Below are 22,097 nucleotides of genomic sequence, written 5' to 3'. Positions count from 1 at the left end.
CGAGCGCGAGCACGGCTGGTGCCTGGCCGCCAACCGCTGGGGCGCGCGTGGCGCGGTGCGCGCCTGGTTCCGCTTCGTCAGCCGCCTGGGCGACGGTGCCTTCTGGTATGCGCTGATGGCGGCGCTGGTGCTGTTCGACGGCTGGCGCGGCCTGGGCGCGTCGGCGCACCTGGCCGCGACCGGCCTGGTGGCCCTGTTGCTCTACCGCAAGCTCAAGCGCTGGACCCGCCGCCCGCGTCCCTTCGCCGCCGACGGCCGGATCCGCCCCCTGATCGCGCCGCTCGACGAATTCTCCTTTCCCTCGGGCCACACGCTGCACGCGGTGGCCTTCACCGTGGTCGCCCTGGCCTGGTACCCGGCGCTGGCGCCGCTGCTGCTGCCCTTCACCGCCTCGGTCGCCGTCTCGCGCGTGGTCCTGGGCCTGCACTACCCCAGCGACGTCCTCGCCGCCACCCTCATCGGCATCGCCCTCGCCCTGCTCTCCCTCCACCTCTTCCCCTGACGCCCCCGTAGGAGCGCCTTCAGGCGCGAATCTTTTCGCTCTGGGGTTTGTTCGCGCCGGGCTCGTTCCTGGCGAAGGCCCGCCGTACGCGCAGCGCTTTGCCGGGGACGCCGTGAATACGTCCATGTAGGCTTTTCGAAAACGTCCATGTTTTCGAAACCCCGGCAAAGCGCTGCGCGTACGACGGACCGCGGAGGATCTGGGCCGGAGGATCGATTGCAGGTTTGCCACCCCGGCCCGGATTCCACGCGCGGGTCGTCGCGTGAGAAGTCCCCAGGCCGGACCGTCGGAGACATGGATGTCGACGACGAGGCTACATGGACGTACTTGCGCCGTGTCCGGACTGGGGACTTCTCATGCGGCGGCCCGCTGCCCGGAACGAGCCCGGCACGACGCAGCCAGTCGGGCCTGAAGGCCCTCACACGGAAAGCCCCAGAGAAAAGATTCGCGCCTGAAGGCGCTCCTACGGGAGGGGGCGGAGCCAGAAGGTGAGGGGTTTTTCGGTGGGGCTGGGGTGGCCGGGTTCGGGCCAGGCCAGGCGCACGGTCATGCCGGGCTGGCGGACGTAGCCGCGTTTGGCCCAGAAGGCTTCGTTGCCGCGGTGGTGCTCGGGGCGGCGCGGGTCGGCCGGGTCGCGGTCGACGGCGCAGAAGGCCGTCCAGCGGAAGCGGCCCAGGGCGCGGGCGTGGGACTCGCGTTCGTCGAAGAAGCGGTGGCCCAGGCCCTGGCCCCGGAAGTCGGGAAGAAGCACCGATTCGCCGAAATAGAAGACGTCGCCCACCGGGCGGCCGGCGTCGAGGAAGGGGCGCTGGAACTCGGCCGTGTCGTCGGCCAGGGGCAGGCCCGTGGAGGCGCCGACCACGCGCTCGCCGTCGAGGGCCAGCACCACCACGCTGTCGGCCGAGTTCGCGTAGGCGCGCAGGTACTCGCGCTCGTAGCCCGGGTCGCCCTCGTAGAGGTAGGGCCAGTCGCGGAACACCGCCACGCGCAGGGCCGCCACGGCGTCCAGCCACGGCGCCAGCTCGCGCCCCGCCACCCGCCGCACCGCGATCGACCCCATGCCCCGCCCTCCGCCTGCCAGGAGCCGGAAGTCTAACCGCGGCCCGCGCCGGGTAGACTGCGCGGCATGAACTACCGCCACGGATTCCACGCGGGCAACCACGCCGACGTGCTCAAGCACCTGGTCCTGGTCGCCCTGCTCGACGCGCTCAAGCGCAAGGACGCAGCCTTCTTCGTGCTCGACACCCACGCCGGGCGCGGCCGCTACGACCTGCGCGGCGACCAGGCCAGGCGCACCGGCGAGGCCGCCAGCGGCTTCGTCCGCCTGCGCGAGGCCCAGCCCGCCGGCCCGCCGGCGCTGCGCGCCTATCTCGAGGCCGTGGCCGAATGCGACCCGGGCGAAGCCATGAGCTACCCCGGCTCGCCCCTGCTGGTGGCGCACGCCCTGCGCGACCAGGACCGCCTGGCCGCCTGCGAACTGCAGCCCGACGAGGCCGCCGCGCTCAAGACCGTGCTGGCCGGCGACCCGCGCTGCCACGTGCACAACCGCGACGGCTACGCCGCGGTGAAGGCCCTGCTGCCGCCGCGCGAGGGCAACACCCGCTTCGCCCGCGGCCTGGTGCTCATCGATCCGCCCTACGAGGTGCAGGAAGGCGAGTACGCGCCCATCGTGGCGGCGCTGCGCGAGGGCCTGGAGCGCTTCCCGCAGGGGATCTACGCGCTGTGGTACCCGATCAAGCGCCGCGCCACCCTGCAGCCGCTGATGCGAAAGATCGCCGCACTGCCGGCGCGCTCTGCGCTCACCATCGAACTGCTGGTGCGCCCCGACGACTCGCCGCTGCGCATGAACGGCAGCGGCATGCTCATCCTCAACCCGCCCTGGCAGCTCGACGCCGCCATCGAGCCCACGCTGCGCCCGCTGGCACAGGCGATGGGCGAGGCCGGCGCCTCCTGGCGCCTGACCTGGCTCAAGCAGGAGCCCGCCTGACATGACCACGCCCAAGCACGCCCGTTACGCCTACCGCGGCCGCGTGCCGCATGAGGTGATCAAGACCACCGAGTTCAGCCTGCTGCCGCCGCTGCCCGGCGAAGCGCGGGTGTCGGTGCTCGCCTCGCCGGTGAACCCGTCGGACGTGCTGCAGCTCACCGGCGACTACGGCCAGCTGCCGCCGCTGCCGGCCGTGGGCGGCAACGAGGGCGTGGGCCGCGTGGAGGAAATCAACGGCGACCCGCACGGCCTCGAGGAAGGCGACATCGTGCTGCTGCCGCTGGGCTGCGGCACCTGGAGCACGCACCTGAACCTGCCCGTGCGCGAGCTGGTGAAGCTGCCGCACGACGTCGACCCGGTGCAGCTGTCGATGCTCAGCGTGAACCCGCCGACGGCGGCGCTGATGCTTTCGGACATCGTCGAGCTGCAGCCGGGCGACTGGGTGGTGCAGAACGCCGCCAACTCCGCCGTCGGCGGCTACGTCAGCCAGATCGCCAGGCGCCGCGGCATCAACGTGGTGAACGTGGTGCGGCGCGAGTCGGCCATCGAGGCGGTCTGGCAGGCCGGCGGCGAACACGCGCTGGTCGATGCCGAGGACCTGCCCGAGCGCCTGCAGGAGGCCGTCGGCAAGGTGCAGGTGAAGCTGGCGCTCGACTGCGTCGGCGGCGTGCACACCGAACACCTGGCGCGCTGCCTGGCGCCGGGCGGCACCCTGGTGAACTACGGCGCGATGGGCGGCGAGCGCTGCATGGTCTCGCCGCGCTACCTGGTGTTCAACGGCCTGAACCTGCGCGGCTTCTGGCTGGCGCAGTGGCTGCGCAAGGCGCGGCCCGAACGCCGGCAGGCGCTGTTCGCCGAGCTCGCCGCCATGGTGGCCGAGGGCACGCTGCACGCCACGGTGCAGGCCAGCTACGGCATCGACCACGTGCGCGAGGCCGTGCACGCGGCCAGCACCGGCGCGCGCCACGGCAAGATCGTCATCGAGCCCAACGGCCCCTCGCGCGCGGCCATCTGAAGCCGCGCGCGCCGCTCGTCACTCGTAGCGCAGCGCCTCGATCGGATCGAGCGCGGCGGCCTTGGAGGCCGGCATGATGCCGAACACCACGCCCACCAGGGCCGAGAAACCCGCCGCGGCCAGCACCACCCACAGCGGCACCTGCGCCGGCGGGAAGTTGGGGATGGCCGAAGCCACGGCCAGGCCCGCGCCGTAACCGAGCGCGATGCCGATCAGGCCGCCGAGCAGGGCCAGCAGGCCGGCCTCGAGCAGGAACTGCACCAGGATGTCGCGCCGTGTGGCGCCCAGCGCCTTGAGGATGCCGATCTCGCGCGTCCGCTCGGTGACCGACACCAGCATGATGTTCATGATGCCGATGCCGCCCACCAGCAGCGAGATGCCCACCACGCCGCCCACCACCGCGGTGGCCGTGCCGGTGATCTGCTCGAACTGCTTGACGAACGAATCGGCCGCCTCGACCCGGAAGTCGTCCTCCTGCCCGGGCTTGAGCTTGTGGGCGATGCGCACGGCGCGCTTGACCCGCTCGCGCAGCGCCTCGACGTCCTCGATGTCCTCGGCGGTGAAGCTCACGCTCATGCGCGGCCGCACCTCGTTCCCCGTCATGGCCCGGCCGACCTCGAAGGGAAGGATGACGAGGTTGTCCTGCGAGAAGCCCAGCAGTTCGCCGCGCTTCTCCATCACGCCGACGACCTTGAACCAGTCGCTGCCGATGCGGATGTACTCGCCGATCGGATCCTCGGGCAGCTCCAGGTCCTCGATCGCCTTGGTGCCGACCACCGCCACCCGGCGCCGGCTCTTGTCGTCGCTGTCGACGATGAACCGCCCCGACTGCGGGTAGAGGCCCCGCACGACGGTGAAGTCGGCCGAGGTCGCCAGCACCTGCGGCACGGCGGTACGGCCGCGGTAACCCACGCCGCTGGCGGGCACGGCCATGATCGGCACCACGTCGCCGACCCCGGAGACGCGGTAGCGCAGCAGGTCCACGTCGTCGAAGCTCAGGCGGTTCTCCTTGCCCAGGCTGGCGTCAGCGAAGGACGTGTAGGGCTGCAGGGTCAGCGTGTTGCTGCCCAGGTCGGCGAACTGGTCGGAGATCGAGCGCGAGAACCCTTGCACCAGCGACACCACGGCGATCACCGAGGCGGTGCCGATCAGGATGCCCAGCGTGGTGAGGAAACTGCGCATGCGGTGCGCCATCAGGCTGGCGAGCGCGGCGCGGAAGGCTTCGAGGAAGGCTTGCATGTCAGGCGACCTGGGCGCGCGGCGGGTTGGCGTAGTCCTCGACGATCTTGCCGTCGGAGACGCGGATGGTGCGGCGGCAATGCGCGGCGATGTCGGGTTCGTGGGTCACCACCACCACGGTCTGGCCGGCGGCGTGCAGCTCGTCGAACAGGGCCATGATCTCGGCCGAGGTCTTGGAATCGAGGTTGCCTGTGGGTTCGTCGGCCAGCAGGATCGAGGGCCGGCCGACGAGGGCGCGGGCCACCGCCACGCGCTGGCGCTGGCCGCCCGAGAGCTGGTTGGGGCGATGACCCAGGCGGCTGCCCAGGCCCACCTGCTCGAGTGCGCGCGTCGCCAGCGCCTTGCGCTCGGCGCGCGGCAGGCCGCGGTAGACCAGCGGCTGCATCACGTTCTCGAGCACGGTCAAGCGCGGCAGCAGGTGGAAGGACTGGAACACGAAGCCGATTTCCTTGTTGCGCACCTGCGCCAGCTCGTCGTCGGTGAGCTGGGAGGTGTCGCGGCCGTTGAGCTCGTAGGTGCCCTCCGAGGGCGTGTCCAGGCAGCCGATGAGGTTCATCAGCGTGGACTTGCCCGAGCCCGAGGGGCCGATCAGCGCCACGTACTCGTTGCGGTCGACGAACAGGTCGACGCCGTTGAGCGCCATCACCACTTCTTCGCCCATCTGGTAGCGCTTGACGATGCCGGTGAGGCGGATCATTCGGCGGCGTCCCCGTCGTCTTCCTCTTCGCCCTTGCCGCCGGTGGCCGGCTTGTCCTCGCGCAGCTTCGATTCGATGCGCGCGCCCTCGGCGAGCAGGCGCAGGGTCTTGGCCGGTCCGACGATGATCTTGTCGCCGGCCACGATGCCCGAGCTGATCGCCTCCCAGCGGTCGTCCGACAGGCCGGTCTCGACCGCCACCTTGCGGGCGACGCCGTCGCGGTCGACCCAGACGTGGCGGGTGAGCTTCTTGTCCTCGCTTTCCTCGGTCACCACCGCCTCGACCGGCACGGCCAGGGTCTTGCCGCCGTCGCCGAGGAAGATGTCGGCGCGTGCGCTCATGCCCGAGCGCAGGCCCAGGTCGTCAGGCACCTCCAGCAGCACCTCCACGCGGTAGGCGCGGCCCTGGCTGCCCGGCTCGAGGCTGGGCGCCAGCGCGATGCGCGCCACCTTGCCGGTGAGCTTCACGTCCTGCTGGGCCGCAGCCACCACCTCGGCCTGCTGGCCCAGGCGCACGCGGGCGATGTCGGCCTCGTCCACGCGCAGGTTGGCCTGGATGGCCGAGGTATCGGCGATCTTCATCAGCGAGGCGCCGGCCAGGGCGTTGGTGGACGGGATGGCGGTCTCGCCCACCTTGATCGGCAGGTCGACGATGGTGCCGGAGATCGGCGAGCGGATGTCGGTCTTGGCCAGCTGCTCGCGCGCCTCGGCCAGGATGGCGTCGGCGCGGCGCAGCGACTCCTCGCTGCTCTGCAGCTCCACCCGCGCCAGGTCGCGGGCGTTGCGCAGGTCGTCGAAGTCGCTCTGGCCGATCATCTGCCGCCCGAGCAGTTCCTGGCCGCGCTTGAGCCGGGTCTCGGCCAGCGTCAGGTTCAGGCGCTGGCGCTCGATGCTGATCAGGCTCTGGCGGCGACCGGCCTCCTCGCGCTCGATGACGTTGCGGTAGGTCTCCGGGTCCAGGCGCAGCAGCAGCTGGCCCTTCTCGACCTGGTCACCCTCCTCGACCAGGATCTCGCGCACCTTGGCCACCACTTCGGAGGTGAGGTTCACCTCCTCGAGGTAGGCCAGCAGGCCCGAGGCGAGGATGGAGGGCCGGATCTCCTGTTCGGAGGCCAGCACCACCTCGACTTCGGTGCGCGACTCGCCGCGCAGCGACTTCACCAGCAGCGGCACGGCAATGACCGCCAGCACCAGGCCGGCGACGATCCATTTCTTGTTGGGCTTCATCGAGTCGGGGCTTCCGTTCGTGTCAGAGGATGGCGAAGAGCACCATCACGCCGTAGATCACCAGCGAGGGCAGCAGGGCCACCACCACGGCCTGGGTCCAGCCGGTGCGGAACCAGGTCTTCCAGCCCAGGGCGGCCAGGAACCAGGTCCAGAAGTTGAGCAGGCTGAAGCTCTTGGCCAGCGTGCCCCAGTCGTGGCCGACCGGCAGCTGCACCAGCAGCGGGTCGATGTTGAGCAGCTGCAGGCTCTCGAAGGGCGTCTGGTTCGAGCTCGTCAGTACGCCGCCGATCGCCACCAGCGAGGCCAGGGCCATCGGCACGCTGGCCCAGGCGGCCAGCGCGAGCCCGTGCTTGTAGGACACCGCATTGCCGGTGACCTTGCCCGCCAGCAGGTAATACAGGCCATAGATGGCGAACACGATGCCCAGGAAGAGCGCCGCCACCGGCGCGCCGATGTAGCCCGAGACCCGGGCGCCGGGCATGAAGGCCTGGGCCTGGGCGATCTGCTCCTTGGTCATCTCAGGGTTCTGCGCAAGCATCTGCGCCACCTGGTGCTCGGCGAACCAGGCCGGGTCCACGGTCATGAAGTAGGCAAGGGTCGAGACGACCGTCAGGCCGGCGACCAACAGGAAGGGCGCCCAGAACGTGGGCTTTTCCTTCAGCGCGGTGAACACCTTGGCCGGCTCGAGGAAGATGTTGATCAGGTGGGACATGCAAGGCTCCTGGTGGTTGGCGCGCGACTCCCCTTGAATCGCAGCATGGATGCTAGGTGATTCGACGGCCCGTGGGGGGCTTCGGGACGAAACCCTCGGCCTGGCCGACGAAACCACTGACGGGCGGACGAAGCCGGATGTGACATCCCGCCCGTTCACGCCGTCTTCGTGCCCCGGGGGCCAGCGTGTCGGCTGTCCCTGCCGCCGAGCCCGCCATGACCGACGCCCCGCGCCCCAGCCACCGCGATTTCGACCCGGGCCTGATGCGCCTGTTCGACCAATACGTGCACGGCCAGATCGACCGCCGCGCCTTCCTGGCCGGCGCCGCGCGTTTCGCCGTCGGCGGCACCACCGCGGCCGGCCTGCTGGCGGCGCTGTCGCCGAAGTTCGTGCAGGCGCGGCAGGTGGCGGAGGACGACGCGCGCCTGGCGACGCGCTACGAAACGATTCCCTCGCCCGCGGGCTACGGCGAGGCCCGCGGCTACCTCGCCGCGCCGGCCGGCGCCGGGGGCCCGCTGCCGCTGGTGCTGGTGGTGCACGAGAACCGCGGCCTGAACCCGCATATCGAGGACGTCACCCGTCGGCTCGCGCTCGAGGGCTACCTGGCCTTCGCCCCCGACGCCCTGTTCCCGCTCGGCGGCTACCCAGGCGACGAGGACAGCGCGCGGTCGAAGTTCCAGGAGCTCGACCAGGCCCGCACCCGCGAAGACCTGCTGGCCGCGGCCGCCTGGCTGCAGTCGCACCCGCTGGGCAACGGCCGCATGGGCGTCGTTGGCTTCTGCTACGGCGGCGCCATCGCCAACTTCCTGGCCACGCGCCTGCCTGACCTCAAGGCCGCCGCACCCTTCTATGGCTCGGCGCCGCCGGTGGACGCCGTACCGGCCATCACGGCCGAACTGCTGGTCGTGCTGGCCGAGGACGACCCGCGCGTCAACGCCAGCTGGCCCGCCTACGAAGAGGCGCTCAAGGCCGCCGGCAAGTCCTACACCCTGCTCCAGCCGCCGGGCACGCAGCATGGCTTCCACAACGACACCACGCCCCGCTACGACGAGGCCGCCGCGAAGCAGGCCTGGACGGCGACCCTGGCGCTGTTTGCCCGCACCCTGCGCTGAGGCGGGCGGTCCAATCGAATTCAGCGGGCAGACCCGGTGATCGACGGTGTGACTGCGCGCGGCGCCAGGATGATGCGCTTGCCGGGAAAGTCGTAGACCACGTTGTAATCCGCCAGGAAACGGGCGCCCAGGCGGCCATGCTGGCCACGCTTGATCACCTCGTCGCCGGTCGAATAGCGCACCGGCACCTCGACCGGCGGCGCCTGGCCCAGGCCCAGCCGCACCGGCTCGCCACGCCGGTAGCTCGCCAGCCCGCCGACGAAGCAGCCCGCCACGTCCTCGCCGCCGGCCGGCACCACGATCGCCTCGTGCGCCTGCGGGAACAGGCTCAGGTGGATGCCCGCGCCGGTATCGACGTGCAGCCTGGCCTCGTAGGCGGCGCCGTCCGGCGCCTGCACCTGCGAGCGCACGTAGGCGTGGCGGGCGCTGATTTCGATCGGCAGCTCCACGCCGTCCCCGCGGTATTCAAAGTCGGCCGGGTCGTGCAGCACGACTTCGCCGCGGGCGTGGTCGACCTCCACCACGTAGCGGCCGAACAGCTCGTGCCCGATCACGCCGCGGAACGGCGGCGGCCGGACCTGGTCGCTGCACAGGATGTTGTCCATCGGGATCGCCAGCACGGTCTGGTCGAGCAGCGCCAACGGGCCGAAGTCCAGCTCCAGGCCCTGCTGCACGGCCGCCGTGATGGCCGAGACACCTTCGCCGCCGATGCGCCGCAGCCCGCCCATGTCCAGTCCCAGGGCCTCGGTGTCGGGCGCCGTGAGGATGGTGAGCATCGACGCGCCGGTGTCGAGCACGAAGGGCACGGGCGGCGAGCCGTTGACGCTGGCCTGCACGACGATCCAGCCCTCGTGCTCGGTGAACGGCAGGCGCAAAGGCAGGGGGGAGTCGAGCCGCACCTCGGTGCCGTTGTTGGCGAAATAAAGCCGGATCATTTCGGCCTGGCCGCAGGACGCCAGGCTGCCCAGCAGCAGGGCGGCGCTAAGGATCGAAACGGCGCGAAGCCAGGGGGATCGACGGGATTCCATGGGCAACCTCGTGTGGGTGATGGGCGCGTGCCGGAGGGCCGGCACTTGCCAGGAGGAGGGACTTGCGTTGAAATTTGAGGCATCTTTTCAACACAGGCAAGCCAACTGATGGCACGTCCCCGCCCACCCCGCGTCCCGACCCCGCGTATCCGGGACGTCTCCGATCCCGCCGCCGTGGCGCTGCTGGCCAGCCCGGCCCGGCAGGACATCGTCGACACGCTGGCGTCCCTCGGTGGCGAGGCCGACGTGGCCGCCGTCGCCGCCGAACTCGGGCGGCCGGCGGACGGCCTCTACTACCACTTCGATCGCCTCTGCAAAGCGGGCCTGCTGACACGGCTGGAAGCACCCGCCGGCGCGCGGCGCTATCGCATCGGCGACACCCCTGGCACCACGCTGCGCCTGCGCTACGGCCGGCACGAGGGGGCCGGCGAGGCCGTGCAGGCCGTTGTCGGCCGGCTGCTGCAGGCGGCCGGGCGCGATTTCCGCGCCGCACTGGCCCGGCCGGACACGCGCACCGACGGCCCGGCGCGCGAACTCTGGGCCGGGCGTGCGCGCGGTTGGCTGGACGAAGACGGGCTGCGCGAAGCCAATGCGCTGCTCGAACGGCTCCAGGCCCTGCTCAAGGGTCCCCGCAAACCGGGCCAGGACCATCTGGTCAGCCTGTCGTTCGTGCTGGCGCCGATTGCCGGCGAACCCCTGCGCCGCGGCCGCAAGGGCCGCTGAGGTCCGGGCCGCCACGGAAAATGGGCGATAGTTCCATTCTTGGAACGAAGGATGGCCCCGAGCCCTAATTGATGCTGATTGTGCGCAGGACGATACTGCAGGCCTGCCCCAAGGAGGCCCCGCCATGATCATCCCCCGCCCCGCCGCCGAACGCGGCCACGCCAACCACGGCTGGCTCGATTCCTGGCACAGCTTCTCCTTCGCCGGCTACCAGGACCCTGCCCACGTGCACTGGGGCCCGCTGCGCGTGATCAACGAGGACCGCGTCGCCGCGGGCCAGGGTTTCGGCACGCATGGCCACCGCGACATGGAGATCATCAGCTACGTGCTCGAGGGCGCGCTGGCGCACCGCGACTCGATGGGCAACGGCGCCAGCATCCACCCGGGCGAAGTGCAGCGCCTGAGCGCCGGCACCGGCATCACCCACTCCGAGTACAACCACAGCCGCACCGGCACGACGCACTTCCTGCAGATCTGGATCATCCCCGACCGCCAGGGCATCGCGCCGTCCTACGACCAGCGCCGCTTCGACGACGCCGAGAAGCGTGGCCGCCTGCGCCTGGTCGCCAGCGGCGACGGCGCCGAGGGCTCGGTGCGCATCCAGCAGGACGCACGGATGTACGCCGGCCTGTTCGACGGCGACGAGGCCGCGACGCTCGCGCTGGCGCCCGGACGCCTGGGCTACGTGCACGTGGTGCGCGGCGCGCTGGAGGTGAACGGCCATGCCCTGGGCGCGGGCGACGCACTCAAGCTGCGCGACGAACCGCAGGTGCTCATCCGCGGCGGCCGCGACGCCGAGGTGCTGGTGTTCGACCTGCCGCCGCTGGGCTGACGCCGGCGCCGCGCTTGGCATAATCGGGCGGTCATCCCCAGGGAGCCGCCCGTGCGCCAGGCCATCGTTGTTTCCGCACTGCTCGCCGCCGCCCCCGCGGCCGTCGCCAGTTCGCCCGATCTCTCGCCCGTGGTCGAATCGGTGCGCAGCACCTTCGAGGTGCCCGGCGTGGCCGTCGCCATCGTCAAGGATGGCGAGCTGGTGCTGGCGCAGGGCTGGGGCCTGCGCGAACAGGGCCGCGCCGACGCGGTGGACGCCGACACGCGCTTCGCCATCGCCTCCCAGACCAAGGCCTACACCTCGGCGGCGCTGTCGATCCTGGCCGACGAGGGCAAGCTCTCGCTCGACGACCGGGTGATCGACCACCTGCCCGGCTTCCGCATGGCCGACCCCTACGTGACGCGCGAGATGCGCATCCGCGACCTGCTCACGCACCGCAGCGGCCTGCCGCTGGGCGCCGGCGACCTGCTGTTCTGGCCCACCACCACCCACAGCACCGAGGAAATCGTCCGCCGCCTGCGCGACGTGCCGCTGGAAACGAGCTTTCGCGCCGACTACGCCTACGACAACGTGCTTTATGCCGTGGCGCAGCGCGTGATCGAGGAGGTTTCGGGCCAGTCCTACGGCGACTTCGTGCGCGAACGCATCTTCGTGCCCGTGGGCATGGCAGGCGCGGTGATCAACAGCGACCACCTGCCGCCCGGCGCGAACGCCGCCACCGGCCACGCCCAGCCCGGCTTCAGCGGCCCGCTGGTGACCGTGCCGCCCATGACCTGGTCGAACAACCAGGCCGCCGGCGGCATCTACGCCAGCGTCAACGACATCGCCAGGTGGATGCGCGTGCAGCTCGACGGCGGCGTGCTGGGCAAGAACGACGACGGCAGCGAGCGCCGCCTCTTCAGCGCCGCGCGCCACCGCGCGATGTGGGAGCTGGTGACGCCCATCCGCATCCCGGCCCAGCCCTCGGTGCCGGCCCTGGCCCCGGCGCTGCCGCAGTTCGCCGGCTATGGCGAGGGCTGGTCCATCAGCGAGTACCGCGGCCACAAGCTCGTCTGGCACACCGGCGGCTGGCCGGGCATGGTCTCGCGCGTCACGCTGGTGCCGCAGCTCGATCTCGGCATCGTGGTGCTGACCAACCAGGAAGTCGGCGCCGCCTTCAACGCCGTCACGATGGAGGCGCTGGACCACTACCTGGCCGCGCCCGACACCGACTGGGTGGCGGCCTACGCCGCGGCCGTGGCCAAGGCGCGCGCCGGCGCCGACGAAAAATGGGCCGCGCACCTCAAGGCCCGCGACCGCCGAAGCCGCCCCTCGCTGCCGCTGGCCGGCTATGCCGCCACCTACAACGACGCCTGGTATGGCGACGTCGCCATCGCGCTCGAGGACGGCAAGCTGGTGATGCGCTTCGCCCACACCGCGGCGCTGGTGGGCACGCTCGAGCACTGGCAGCACGACACCTTCCTGGTGCGATGGCACGACCGCGCGCTCAATGCCGACGCCTTCGCCAGCTTCACGCTCGACCCCGACGGCAAGGTGCGCGAATTTCGCATGGAAGCGGCCTCGTCGCTGACCGACTTCAGCTTCGACTTCCACCACCTGCGGCTGCTGCCCAAGGGCTGAGGTGGCGATGCGCTTCCGCGACCGCCGCGACGCCGGCCGCGCCCTCGCCGCGGCCCTGGGCCACTGGCGCGGGCTCCCGGGCCTGCAGGTGCTGGCGCTGCCGCGCGGCGGCGTGCCGGTGGCGGCGGAAGTGGCCAAGGCCCTCGACGCGCCGCTGGACGTGCTGGTGGTGCGCAAGGTCGGCTGGCCGGCGCAGCCCGAGGTGGCGCTGGCGGCGATCGCCAGCGGCGGCGCGATGGTGCGCAACCCGGGCGTGATCGCGACGGCCGGCATCGAAGAGGACGAGCTGGCGGCGCTGGCCGCGGCCGAGCAACGCGAACTGGCGCGCCGCGAGCGCGCCTACCGCGGCGGCCGCGCGCCGCTGGACGTGGCGGGCCGCCCGGTACTGGTGGTGGATGACGGGCTGGCCACGGGCGCGACGATGGCGGTGGCGCTGTCGGCGCTGCGCGCGCTGGGCGCGGGGCAACTTGGCGTGGCGGTGCCGGTGGGCGCGCCCGAAGCAGTGGCACGCTGCGAAACGCTGGCCGACGAGGTGGCCTGCCTGGCGACGCCGCGCGACTTCAGCGCGGTCGGCGCCTATTACGATTCGTTCCCGCAGGTGGCGGACGACGAGGTCCGCCACCTGCTCGATCGCTGAGCCTTCAGCCGACGCGCACGAGGCGGTGGCTGGAGACCATGGCGTAGCTGCGGTCCTGGGCATAGCCGCTGGAGCGGCCGTAACCGGTGCCGAAGTCGCGCTGGCGGTAGCGGTCGGCGCGGGCCGGGCTGACGGCGTCGGCCAGGACGGCCACCGGGGTGGCGGGCTTGGCGACGGCCGCCCGGGTCACCGGCACGGACGCGACCGGGCGGGTCGGGAACAGGCGGTAGAAGGAGTTCAGGGCATTCATGGCCGGGGCCTCGTGAGTTGGTGTGCTGGTAATCTACAACACCTAAGCGCACCGTCCATGGGCCGGAAGTCATACCCTGCAACTTATTGATCTGGCGTTTATTTTCCCGGTGCGCCCAAGACCTGTTCCAGCGCGGTGAGCAGCTGCCTGGCCGGCACGGCGGCCGGATGCCCCGGGTGGGACTGGACGAGCGCGCGCAGGCGGTCGCGGGCGGCGGCGTCCTGGCCGAGGCGCTCGCTTTGCAGGCGGGCCGCGGCAAGCGCCACGTCGGGCAGGTCGGGGCTTTGCGGGAAGCGGGCTTCGAAATCGCGGGCCAGGGCCACCGCGAGCTGCGACTGACCCTGGCGGGCGGCAAGCGCCACGAGGCGGGCGATCTGGTCGGGCAAATCCAGCTGGAAGCCCGGCACCCGCGCCATCGTGTCGGTGGCTACCGCCAGCGCCGCCTTGTCCTTGCCGGTGACCATCAGGCTGGAGACGTACTCGCGGTCGTGCGCGGCCAGCTTGTCCAGTTGGCCGGCGGCGACCAGATAACGGCGGTACTGCTCGTGCACCGGGTCGGACGCGCCGCGGCCGCGGAACAGGCCGGCCAGCAGCTCGGCGGCCGCGGCCGGGTCGCCCTGCCCGGCCCGCTCGGCCGCGCTGGCCATCGTCGCGTCCTCGACCGGGTTGGCGTAGGTCGCGCGCTGCACCGCCGGCGTGATGTCCAGGCCGAGCACCGCCGCGTGGCGATGAATCAGGTCGCCCAGCATGTGGTAGCCCGCCACCAGCGCGAACAGCGACACGAAACCGGCCGGCACGATGCCCGCCCAGCCCAGGGTGGACTCGAAGACCCACTGCAGGGCTTCCGAAGCAATCGATAGCACCGTGAACACCGCCACCACCCCGAAGTAGGGCAAGCCCACGCGCCCGATGAGCGCGAACCAGGCCAGCGGATTGAGCGCGTTGGCCAGGCTGTGGTTGATCGACAGCAGCATCACCGCCGCCGGCATGAACAGAACGATGGCGGCCATCAGGACCAGCGCGGGCGCCAGCCCGGCCCAGCGCGCGGTCGCCGCCAGCGCCACCGCCGCCAGCACGCCGAGCACCAGCTGCTCGACGCCGTCGCCGTCGGTGGCCATCAGGTCTTCGCCGTGCAGGGCTTCGTAGCGCCCGTGCGCCGTGTTCACCAGCGCCTCGACCGCGAGCTTGTAGCCCATCACCCAGAAGGCCAGTTCGAACAGCAGGCCCAGGATGTTCGGCGCGTGCGCCAGCAGCCGGAACAGCGCCAGCGCCGCCATGAAGCCGAGCATGGCCTTCGTGGCCGGATAAGCCAGCAGCGACGGCAGGCGTGGCAGCAGCGGTTCGGGGCGACGGGCGGCGTGGTTCACTCAGGAGGACTCCATGGCGTGGAGCCCCGAGTCTAGTCGGCCTTCGGGCTCCAGACGATGTTCACCGAGGTCAGCGTGTCCGTGCGCTCGGTGCCCACCGGCACTTCGGTGTTGTGGCGCATCTGGAAGGCCGCCTTGAGCGCCAGCGACTTGTTGATGCTCACCGCGATGCCGATGTCGTTCTGGGCGAAGGTGTTCTCGTCGCCGGCTTCGACCAGCAGCGTGTTGAAGAAGCTCGTGCTGTCGGTCAGCTGGTGCTTGTAGTCGGCGAAGCCGCGCAGCAGCGCGCTGGTTTCGACTTCGCCGGTATCGGAGAGGCGGGCGCGGCGCAGGCCGGGGCCGCCCTCGAGCTGGAAGCTGCGGCGTTCGTCGCGCAGCAGCCAGGCGCCGTAGTTGATCGCCAGCGTGGACTGGTAGTCGTAGGCGGCGAAATCGTCGTTCTCGTAGCGGGCCGCGGCGCCCAGGTAAGCGCGGTCGCCAAGCTTGCGCGCGCTCTTGGCGCCGAGTTCGTAGCGGTTGGCCGTGGTCTCGTCGTTGCTCTCGGCGCGCAGCGCGGCAAGGCGGTAGTCGTGCGTCCACAGCGCGTCTTCGCCCTTGAGCCCGAAGCGGCCGTTGACGCTGGTGGTGTCGGAGTTGCCCGAGGCCGAAACGATGCCCAGCTCTGCGCTGGGCTGCCACTGGGCGCTGGCGGCACCGGCGGCGGCAAGCAGGGAAAGCGCGAGGATCGAACGCAGCATGGGACGGCCTCCTGGCCTGGTGAGGGGCCGGGTATTACAACCGACGCTGCATGAACCCTTCGGCAAGCGCGGGTTCAGGGCAGCGCGCGGTCGATCAGCAGGTCCCAGGCCGGGCCGGCCGGCAGCGTGCCGTAGGCCAGGCCCTGGCCGCCGTGCAGGCGCGCGGCGCAGAAGGCGGCGGCGACCACCGCCGGCGCGCCGCGCAGCAGCAGCGCCGCCTGCAGGGCCAGGGCCATGCGCTCGGCCAGGCGGCGTGCGCCGGCCTCGAGCGTGTCCGGCGGCGAGCGCAGGAAGTTGCGCAGCGCATCGATCTCGGCGTCGAGCGCCGGATGGCCACCGCGCACCGACTCGAGCTCGGCGAAGTAGGCGTCCACGCAGCCCGGTTCGCGGGTCATCGCGCGCAGCACGTCCAGGCACTGGATGTTGCCGCTGCCTTCCCAGATCGAATTGAGCGGAGATTGCCGGAACAGGCGCGGCATGCCGCCCTCCTCCACGTAACCCACGCCGCCGAGGCACTCCATGGCCTCGGCGGTGAAGCCGGGGGCGCGCTTGCACACCCAGTACTTGCCCAGGGCCGTGGTCAGGCGCGCGAACGCCGCTTCGGCCGGGTCGCGCTCGCTGGCGTCCACCGCGCGCGCCACGCGGAAGGCCAGCGCGGTGGCGGCTTCGGATTCGAGCGCCAGGTCGGCCAGCACGTTGCGCATCAGCGGGTGCTCGCACAGGTGCCGGCCGAAGCTGCGCCGGTGGCGGGCGAAATGCAGGGCCTGCACCAGGGATTGGCGCATCAGGCTGGCCGAGCCGAGCAGGCAATCGAGGCGCGTGAGCGCCACCATCTGCAGGATGGTGGCCACGCCGCGACCCTCCTCGCCCACGAGCCAGGCCTGCGCGCCCTCGAACTCGACCTCGGCGCTGGCGTTGCTCCAGTCGCCGAGCTTGTCCTTCAGGCGCTGGATCCGGTACGCATTGCGGCGGCCATCGGGCGCGAAGCGCGGCAGCAGGAAGCAGCTCAGGCCGGCGGGCGCCTGCGCCAGCACCAGGAAGGCGTCGCACATGGGCGCCGAGAAGAACCACTTGTGCCCGACCAGCTCGTAAAGCGGCGCCGGGCCGTCGCCCGGGACGGGCTGGGCGCGGGTGGTGTTGGCGCGCACGTCCGAGCCGCCCTGTTTTTCGGTCATGCCCATGCCGATGGTGACGCCGTGCTTGTTCCAGCCGGGCACGTGGCGCGGGTCGTAGCGGGTGTCGCGCACGCGCGGGAGCCACTGCCGGGCGAGACCCGGCGCGTGCTGCAGGGCCGGCACGCAGGCGTAGGTCATGGTCAGCGGGCAGCTGCTGCCCTGGTCGGCCTGGTTGTGCAGGAACATCAGCGCGGCGCGCGCCACGTGGGCGCCGCGGCGTCCAGCGTGGCGCCAGGCGAAGTTGGGCACCCCGTGCTCGACGGCGGTGGCCATCAGCTGGTGGTAGGCCGGGTGGAATTCGACTTCGTCGAGGCGGTGGCCGCGCGGATCGAAGGGGTGGAAGCGCGGCCGGAACTCGTTGGCCAGGCGGCCGAAGGCCATCAGCTCGTTGCCGGCCAGGCGGCCGTAGGCGGCCAGCTCACCGGCGGCCCAGTCGCCGCCCTCGCGCGCCACGGCTTCGCGCAGCGGCAGGTCGTCGCGCCACAGGTCGGCGGGCCAGGGCGAAGGCGGCTGGTTGTCGACGTCGTGGGTGGTGAAGCGCTCGCGCGTGGACATGGCCGCTCCTGCTCGTTCGCGGCCATTGTGCCCCTGCCCGCGCCCGCGTCGCCAACCCGCTGCCGCCGGGCCTATCATCGGCGCACGCCCCCCGGAGCCTTGCCATGAAGCCGAGCCTGAAGAAGATCACCGCCGTCCTGCCGGTGGCGTCCGTCGAAGCCTCGCTGCCTTTCTGGGAGGCCGTGGGCCTGGCCCGCACGGTGGAGGTGCCGCACGGCGACGCGCTGGGCTTCGTCATCCTCGCCGGGCAGGGCCTCGAGCTCATGCTGCAGAGCCACGCTTCGATCGCCGACGACGTGCCGGCGATCGCCGGGGAAGCCGCAGTCGGCAAGACCTTCCTGTTCATCGAAGTCGACGACATCGACGCCATCGAGCGGGCGCTGGGCGGCCAGCCCCTGGCCTTCCCGCGCCGCACCACCTTCTACGGCGCCACCGAGGTCGGCTACCGCGAGCCCGGCGGCCACGTGGTCACCTTCGCCCAGTTCAGCGGCGAGGCGACTTGAGCGCGCTGAACGCCGCAGCCGGCGTTTAGAGCACGATTGCAACACGACTGGCCGACACTGCCCGCCGTGAACCGTTCCCGCCGCCGCAAGAGCCCGGACCCCGAGCGCACCGAAGCGCTGCGCCTTCCCGACGGCCGCACGCTCTGGCTGCGACCCGTGCACCCCGCCGACGCCGGGCCGATGGCCGGCGCCTTCCAGCTGCTCAACGAAGACGAGGTGCGCCGGCGCTACCTGCACCCGGTCAAGGCGCTGTCGGAGGCCTACCTGGGCCAGCTGGTGAATCCGGCGCCGGGCCGCGACTTCGTGGTGGTGGCGGCCGAGCCGCTGCCGCCGGGCGAGGCCCTGGTGGGCGCCGTTGCGCGGCTGGACCGCGACCCCGAAGGCGACAGCGCCGAGTTCGCCATCCTCGTCTCGCATTTCCTGGCCGGCCAGGGCCTGGGCAAGGCCATGATGCAGCGCCTGGTGGAGTGGGCCCAGGCCCACGGCATCGAGCGGCTTTGGGGCGACGTGCTCGAGGACAACGCCTCGATGATCGCGCTCTCGCAGGCGATCGGTTTTCGCCGCGAGCACATCCCCGGCTCCGGCGGCCAGGTGCGGGTGACGCTGGACCTGGGGCCGCCGCCCGGCCCCGGCCGGCGGGCGTGAAACGGCGACCACGCCGGCTGCGGTAAACTCCGCGGCCTCATGAAAGACCCCCAGCTCCCCAGCGCGCCCCGACCCCGTGCGGGCCAGAAGCGCGCCGCCTGGCGCGCCCCCGCCAGCGCCAGCCTGACCGCCCTCGCCCTGGCCGAAACCGCCCGCCGACACGACGGCCTCGTGCTGGCCGTCACCCGCGACAGCCACGCCGCCCAGGCCCTCGAGCACGACCTGCGCGTGTTCGCCGGCGAGGGCGACGCGGCCCTGCCGGTGCTGCACTTCGCCGACTGGGAGACCCTGCCCTACGACCTGTTCAGCCCGCACCCGGACATCATCAGCCAGCGCGTGGCCGCGCTGTATCGCCTGCCGACGGCGCGCAAGGGCGTGCTGGTGGTGCCGGTGGCCTCGCTGATGCAGCGGCTGCCGCCGCCGGAGTGGATCGCCGGCAATACGCTCGACCTGCGCAAGGGCCAGCGCCTGGACCTCGACGCCGAAAAGCGCCGGCTCGAGGCCGCCGGCTACCGCAACGTGCCGCAGGTGCTCGACCCGGGCGACTTCGCCGTGCGCGGCGCCCTGCTCGACCTCTACCCGATGGGCGCCGACCGGCCCTACCGCATCGAGCTGTTCGACGACGAGATCGATTCGCTGCGCAGCTTCGACCCCGAGACCCAGCGCTCCGACCACCCGGTCGACAGCATCCGCCTGCTGCCGGCCCGCGAGTTCCCGCTCGACGACGCGAGCACGAAGCGCGTGCGCGAGCGCCTGAGCGAGCGCTTCGACTTCGACCCGCGCCGCTGCCCGCTCTACCAGGACCTCAAGCAGGGCGGCACGCCGGCCGGCATCGAGTACTACCTGCCGCTGTTCTTCGAGCACACCGCCAGCCTCTTCGAGCACCTTTCGGGCGAAACCCTGCTGGTGCTGGCCGATGGCGTGGCCGAGGCCGCGGAGGCGTTCTGGGCGCAGACCGGCGAGCGCTGGGAGCAGCGCCGGCACGACCTGGAGCGGCCGATCCTGCCGCCGGCCGAGCTGTACCTGCCGCCGGAGGAGCTGCGCGCGCGCTTCAATCGCGCCGAGCGCGTCGAACTCCTGGGCCGCGAGCACCCGCAGGCCGACAAGGCCACGGCCCTGCCCGAGCAGCCGGCGCCCAGCCTGCCCTGGAGCCAGAAGGGCGGCGAGCCGGGCAGCGCGCTGCACGGCTTCCTGCGCGCCTACCCGGGCCGCGTGCTGCTGGCCGCCGATTCCGCCGGACGCCGCGAGGCCCTGCTCGAGCTGCTGGCCGGTGCCGAACTGCGGCCGGCGGTGCTGCCGGACTGGCAGGCCTTCCTGGCCGGCGACGCGCGCTTCGCCATCACCGTGGCCGCGCTCGAGGACGGCTTCGCGCTGGGCGAGCCGGCGCTGGCCGTGCTCACCGAGCGCCAGCTCTTCCCCGAGCGCGCCGAGCAGTCGCGCCGCCGGCGCAAGGCCGTGCGCGACCCGGAAACGGTGCTGCGCGACCTGAGCGAGATCGCCATCGGCGCGCCCATCGTGCACGAGGACCACGGCGTCGGCCGCTACCAGGGCCTGGTGGCGCTCGACAGCGGCGGCATCCGCGGCGAGTTCCTGCAGATCGAATACGCCAAGGGCGACAAGCTCTACGTGCCGGTGTCGCAGCTGCAGCTGGTGAGCCGCTACTCGGGCGCCTCGCCCGAGCACGCGCCGCTGCACTCGCTGGGCGGCGAGGCCTGGGAGAAGGCCAAGCGCAAGGCCGCCGAGAAGGTGCGCGACGTGGCCGCCGAGCTGCTCGAGATCCAGGCCCGGCGCCACGCCCGCCAGGGCCTGGCGCTGCCGCTGGACCGCGCCATGTACGAGCCGTTCGCCGCGACGTTCCCGTTCGAGGAGACGCCGGATCAGCTGGCGGCCATCAACGCCGTCATCGCCGACATCGGCCAGTCCCAGCCGATGGACCGCGTGGTCTGCGGCGACGTCGGCTTCGGCAAGACCGAGGTCGCCGTGCGCGCCGCCTTCGTCGCCGCCACCGCCGGCAAGCAGGTGGCGGTGCTGGTGCCGACCACGCTGCTGGCCGAGCAGCACTACCGCAATTTCCGCGACCGCTACGCCGACTGGCCGATCCGGGTCGAAGTGCTCAGCCGCTTCAAGTCGCCCAAGGAGATCAAGGCGGCGCTGGCGCAGCTGGCCGAGGGCAAGATCGACGTCATCGTCGGCACCCACCGCCTGCTGCAGCCGGACGTGAAGTTCAAGGACCTGGGCCTGGTGATCGTGGACGAGGAGCAGCGCTTCGGCGTGCGCCAGAAGGAGGCCCTGAAGGCGCTGCGCGCCGAGGTGCACCTGCTCACGCTCACCGCCACGCCCATCCCGCGCACGCTCAACATGGCCATGAGCGGCCTGCGCGAGCTGAGCATCATCGCCACGCCGCCGACGCACCGCCTGGCGGTGCAGACGGTGGTGACGCCCTGGGACCCGGCCCTGCTGCGCGAGGCCTTCCAGCGCGAGCTGGCCCGCGGCGGCCAGGTGTACTTCCTGCACAACGAAGTCGACACCATCGAAAAGACCGCGCGCGAGCTGGCCGAGCTGGTGCCGGCCGCGCGCATCCGCATCGCCCACGGCCAGATGCCCGAGCGCGAACTCGAGCAGGTGATGCTCGACTTCCACCGCCAGCGCTTCAACGTGCTGGTGTGCACCACCATCATCGAGTCGGGCATCGACATCCCGAGCGCCAACACCATCATCATCCACCGCGCCGACCGCTTCGGCCTGGCCCAGCTGCACCAGCTGCGCGGCCGCGTCGGCCGCAGCCACCACCGCGCCTACGCCTACCTGGTGGTGCCCGACCGCAAGACGCTCACTTCCGACGCCGCCAAGAGGCTCGAAGCCCTGGCCTCGCTCGAGGAGCTGGGCGCGGGCTTCACCCTGGCCACGCACGACCTGGAGATCCGCGGCGCCGGCGAGCTGCTGGGCGAGGACCAGAGCGGCCAGATGGCCGAGATCGGCTTCAGCCTCTACACAGAGCTGCTCGAACGCGCGGTCAAGTCGATCAAGTCCGGCAAGATCCCCGACTTCGACCCGGCCACGCGCCACGGTGCCGAGGTCGAGCTCAACGTGCCGGCGCTCATCCCCGAGGACTACCTGCCCGACGTGCACGCGCGCCTGACGCTCTACAAGCGCGTGGCCTCGGCCCGCAGCGCCGAGGCGCTGAAGGAACTGCAGGTGGAGATGGTGGACCGCTTCGGCCTGCTGCCCGAGCCGGCCAAGCAGCTCTTCGCCGTGGCCGAGCTCAAGCTCGAGGCCACGCCGCTGGGCATCCGCAAGCTCGAGCTGGGCCCGAACGGCGGCCGCTGCCAGTTCGTGCCGCAGCCGAGCATCGACCCGATGTCGGTGATCCGCCTCATCCAGTCCCAGCCCAAGGTCTATTCCATGGACGGGCCCGACAAGCTGCGCCTGAAGCTCGAACTGCCCGACGCCGCTTCGCGCCTGCGCACCGCGCGCGGCCTGCTGGCGCTGCTGGCGCGGGGCTGAGCCGGCGGCGCGGCGGCGGTATGCTGGGGTC

General features: G+C 71.8%; 21 protein-coding genes. 11 read left to right on the top strand and 10 right to left on the bottom strand.

Annotated elements, in window-relative coordinates; genetic code table 11:
* Positions 1–22: 22 nt before the first annotated feature.
* Positions 23–502, top strand: a complete 480-nt coding sequence (locus ABS41_RS01765; RefSeq protein ID WP_290589751.1) for a phosphatase PAP2 family protein — start codon at positions 23–25, stop codon at positions 500–502.
* A gap of 463 nt (positions 503–965) precedes the next feature.
* Here ABS41_RS01765 and ABS41_RS01760 read toward each other — a convergent pair whose 3' ends face one another.
* The gene (locus ABS41_RS01760; RefSeq protein ID WP_290589612.1) at positions 966–1,562 is read right to left on the bottom strand and encodes a GNAT family N-acetyltransferase; all 597 of its coding nucleotides are present in this window, start codon (positions 1,560–1,562) and stop codon (positions 966–968) included.
* Positions 1,563–1,628: 66 nt separating this feature from the next.
* Here ABS41_RS01760 and rlmJ point away from each other — a divergent pair, with 66 nt between their 5' ends.
* Both rlmJ and ABS41_RS01750 read left to right on the top strand, forming a co-directional pair.
* Positions 1,629–2,489, top strand: coding sequence for a 23S rRNA (adenine(2030)-N(6))-methyltransferase RlmJ (gene rlmJ / locus ABS41_RS01755; protein ID WP_290589609.1), 861 nt, complete (start codon positions 1,629–1,631; stop codon positions 2,487–2,489).
* Between the two features lies 1 nt (position 2,490).
* Positions 2,491–3,504: a 2-enoyl thioester reductase domain-containing protein gene (locus ABS41_RS01750; protein ID WP_290589606.1), complete on the top strand. Its 1,014-nt coding sequence runs from the start codon at positions 2,491–2,493 to the stop codon at positions 3,502–3,504.
* Between the two features lie 18 nt (positions 3,505–3,522).
* Here ABS41_RS01750 and ABS41_RS01745 read toward each other — a convergent pair whose 3' ends face one another.
* The 4 genes from ABS41_RS01745 to ABS41_RS01730 are packed head-to-tail and all read right to left on the bottom strand — an operon-like array spanning position 3,523 to position 7,378.
* Positions 3,523–4,743, bottom strand: a complete 1,221-nt coding sequence (locus ABS41_RS01745) for an ABC transporter permease (RefSeq protein WP_290589603.1) — start codon at positions 4,741–4,743, stop codon at positions 3,523–3,525.
* 1 nt (position 4,744) lies between these two features.
* Positions 4,745–5,440 carry an ABC transporter ATP-binding protein gene (locus tag ABS41_RS01740; protein WP_290589600.1) on the bottom strand — a complete coding sequence of 232 codons (696 nt, stop codon included), beginning with the start codon at positions 5,438–5,440 and terminating at the stop codon, positions 4,745–4,747.
* A complete protein-coding gene (locus ABS41_RS01735; RefSeq protein ID WP_290589597.1) occupies positions 5,437–6,666 on the bottom strand; it encodes an efflux RND transporter periplasmic adaptor subunit in 1,230 nt (409 codons plus the stop codon). Before ABS41_RS01735 ends, ABS41_RS01740 begins: the two co-directional genes overlap by 4 nt.
* A 22-nt stretch (positions 6,667–6,688) precedes the next feature.
* Positions 6,689–7,378: a YIP1 family protein gene (locus ABS41_RS01730; protein WP_290589594.1), complete on the bottom strand. Its 690-nt coding sequence runs from the start codon at positions 7,376–7,378 to the stop codon at positions 6,689–6,691.
* Positions 7,379–7,593: 215 nt separating this feature from the next.
* Between ABS41_RS01730 and ABS41_RS01725 the strand changes: the two genes are divergently transcribed.
* Positions 7,594–8,490, top strand: coding sequence for a dienelactone hydrolase family protein (locus ABS41_RS01725; protein ID WP_290589591.1), 897 nt, complete (start codon positions 7,594–7,596; stop codon positions 8,488–8,490).
* 20 nt (positions 8,491–8,510) lie between these two features.
* Here ABS41_RS01725 and ABS41_RS01720 read toward each other — a convergent pair whose 3' ends face one another.
* Complete coding sequence (locus tag ABS41_RS01720; RefSeq protein WP_290589588.1) at positions 8,511–9,518, bottom strand: aspartyl protease family protein; 1,008 nt, start codon at positions 9,516–9,518, stop codon at positions 8,511–8,513.
* A 174-nt stretch (positions 9,519–9,692) separates the two neighbouring features.
* On the opposite strand from ABS41_RS01720, the gene ABS41_RS01715 reads away from it, so the two are divergent.
* The 4 genes from ABS41_RS01715 (at position 9,693) to ABS41_RS01700 (ending at position 13,330) form a co-directional block, all read left to right on the top strand.
* Positions 9,693–10,241, top strand: coding sequence for a hypothetical protein (locus ABS41_RS01715; protein ID WP_290589585.1), 549 nt, complete (start codon positions 9,693–9,695; stop codon positions 10,239–10,241).
* Between the two features lie 124 nt (positions 10,242–10,365).
* The gene (locus tag ABS41_RS01710; RefSeq protein ID WP_290589582.1) at positions 10,366–11,073 is read left to right on the top strand and encodes a pirin family protein; all 708 of its coding nucleotides are present in this window, start codon (positions 10,366–10,368) and stop codon (positions 11,071–11,073) included.
* Positions 11,074–11,151: 78 nt separating this feature from the next.
* On the top strand, positions 11,152–12,693 hold the full coding sequence (locus ABS41_RS01705; RefSeq protein ID WP_290589748.1) for a serine hydrolase: 1,542 nt from the start codon (positions 11,152–11,154) through the stop codon (positions 12,691–12,693).
* 7 nt (positions 12,694–12,700) lie between these two features.
* Entirely contained in the window at positions 12,701–13,330 is a 630-nt protein-coding gene (locus tag ABS41_RS01700) for a phosphoribosyltransferase family protein (RefSeq protein WP_290589579.1), read from the top strand.
* Positions 13,331–13,334: 4 nt separating this feature from the next.
* Here the strand turns inward: ABS41_RS01700 and ABS41_RS01695 are convergent, their stop codons facing one another.
* The 4 genes from ABS41_RS01695 to ABS41_RS01680 form a co-directional block, all read right to left on the bottom strand.
* Positions 13,335–13,580: a hypothetical protein gene (locus tag ABS41_RS01695; RefSeq protein ID WP_290589576.1), complete on the bottom strand. Its 246-nt coding sequence runs from the start codon at positions 13,578–13,580 to the stop codon at positions 13,335–13,337.
* Positions 13,581–13,678: 98 nt separating this feature from the next.
* Complete coding sequence (locus ABS41_RS01690) at positions 13,679–14,947, bottom strand: hypothetical protein (protein ID WP_290589573.1); 1,269 nt, start codon at positions 14,945–14,947, stop codon at positions 13,679–13,681.
* 32 nt (positions 14,948–14,979) lie between these two features.
* Positions 14,980–15,684, bottom strand: a complete 705-nt coding sequence (locus tag ABS41_RS01685; protein ID WP_290589570.1) for a DUF481 domain-containing protein — start codon at positions 15,682–15,684, stop codon at positions 14,980–14,982.
* 74 nt (positions 15,685–15,758) lie between these two features.
* A complete protein-coding gene (locus ABS41_RS01680; protein WP_290589567.1) occupies positions 15,759–17,414 on the bottom strand; it encodes an isovaleryl-CoA dehydrogenase in 1,656 nt (551 codons plus the stop codon).
* A 104-nt stretch (positions 17,415–17,518) separates the two neighbouring features.
* Between ABS41_RS01680 and ABS41_RS01675 the strand changes: the two genes are divergently transcribed.
* The 3 genes from ABS41_RS01675 to mfd all read left to right on the top strand — a co-directional run bounded on the left by ABS41_RS01675 (position 17,519) and on the right by mfd (position 22,066).
* Positions 17,519–17,917, top strand: a complete 399-nt coding sequence (locus ABS41_RS01675) for a hypothetical protein (RefSeq protein ID WP_290589564.1) — start codon at positions 17,519–17,521, stop codon at positions 17,915–17,917.
* A 66-nt stretch (positions 17,918–17,983) separates the two neighbouring features.
* Positions 17,984–18,562, top strand: a complete 579-nt coding sequence (locus ABS41_RS01670; RefSeq protein ID WP_290589561.1) for a GNAT family N-acetyltransferase — start codon at positions 17,984–17,986, stop codon at positions 18,560–18,562.
* A 39-nt stretch (positions 18,563–18,601) separates the two neighbouring features.
* Positions 18,602–22,066, top strand: coding sequence for a transcription-repair coupling factor (gene mfd / locus ABS41_RS01665; protein WP_290589558.1), 3,465 nt, complete (start codon positions 18,602–18,604; stop codon positions 22,064–22,066).
* The last annotated feature ends 31 nt before the right edge of the window (positions 22,067–22,097 follow it).

It is taken from the genome of Arenimonas sp. SCN 70-307 (assembly GCF_001724815.1).
Taxonomy (GTDB): Bacteria; Pseudomonadota; Gammaproteobacteria; order Xanthomonadales; family Xanthomonadaceae; genus Arenimonas.
The sequence above is the reverse complement of the archived record's forward strand: the minus strand, read 5'-3'. Positions and strand labels throughout refer to the sequence as shown.